Genomic DNA, 1,094 nt, shown 5'->3' with positions numbered 1-1,094 from the left:
GGCTTTTTCCGCGCTTTTCAATGCGAAAACAAGGCTTTCCGTGTCAAAAGGCTCGATGAAAAGTTTTGCGGGGCCGCCGACGCGCATTGTGCAGTGCTTTGCAAGGCCTTCGTTTTGCTTTGCTTCTCCGCGGAAATTTTTCGTATCATTGAAAAGAAGAGAAAATTGGCTTAAAATCATATGAAAATTATAATGAAATCGAGTTAGGGATTGTAGTGGCGCGAAGCGTTGTTTTGGGGCTGGCAGGGCTTTCAAAAACCGCTTCCCAAAACAATGGAGCGAGAGCGGAACCACGAAAAGCCCGACGGCGCAGCGCGCCGGAACTCCCGAAAAAATCATAAAAATATGGAGAGCAAACTGAAAACTGCCAAAAATAGTGTCAGTTTTCAGTTTTGAAAGTTTGCGTTGCAAACTTCCCCATCAACTGCGCATTCTAATTTCATTTGCGAATGCGCTTTAAAAGTCAAATCGAAAATTGAGATTTTCTCGTTGACTTTTTATAAGGAGAGCAATATGGCGCTTAAACTTTTCAACACAATGGGAAAAAAGATTGAAGAATTTGTTCCAGTTGACCCGGATAAAAAATATGTCGGATTTTACGGCTGCGGCCCGACAGTTTACAATTACGCGCACATAGGAAACCTGCGCGCATACGTTTTTCTTGACATTCTCGACAAAACTCTGACCTATCTTGGCTACGACATCAAGCACGTTATGAACATCACCGACGTTGGACATTTGACTGGAGACGCTGACGACGGCGAGGACAAAATGGTTAAGACTGCCGAGGAGCGGCACCAGAGCGTTCTTGACGTTGCGAAATTCTACACTGACGCTTTTATGGCGGACATCGACGCGCTTAATATCCGCCACCCGGACGTTATCTGCAAGGCGACCGAGCATATTTCCGATATGATTGAGCTTATCAAGAAAATCGAGGCGAACGGACACACTTACACAGCGGGTGGAAATCTTTACTATGACATTTCAACTTATCCTGACTATGGAAAGCTCGCGAACTTGAACCTTGACGAGCTTAAAGCCGGAGCCGGAAGAAGAAAGGTTTCAATTATCGACGAGAACAAGCGGAATCC

Annotated in this window: 1 protein-coding gene and 1 pseudogene; one reads left to right on the top strand and one right to left on the bottom strand. The window is 45.2% G+C overall.

What is annotated here, in order from left to right:
* Positions 1–339 (bottom strand): annotated as a pseudogene (locus tag B2X33_RS03905) (hypothetical protein); the annotation flags it as partial.
* Positions 340–513: 174 nt separating this feature from the next.
* On the opposite strand from B2X33_RS03905, the gene B2X33_RS03900 reads away from it, so the two are divergent.
* Positions 514–1,094, top strand: a 581-nt coding sequence (locus tag B2X33_RS03900) for a cysteine--tRNA ligase (protein WP_524539499.1), incomplete at its 3' end; no start/stop codon positions are given.

It is taken from the genome of Treponema sp. UBA785 (assembly GCF_002297065.1).
Taxonomy (GTDB): domain Bacteria; phylum Spirochaetota; class Spirochaetia; order Treponematales; family Treponemataceae; genus Treponema_D.
The sequence above is the reverse complement of the archived record's forward strand: the minus strand, read 5'-3'. Positions and strand labels throughout refer to the sequence as shown.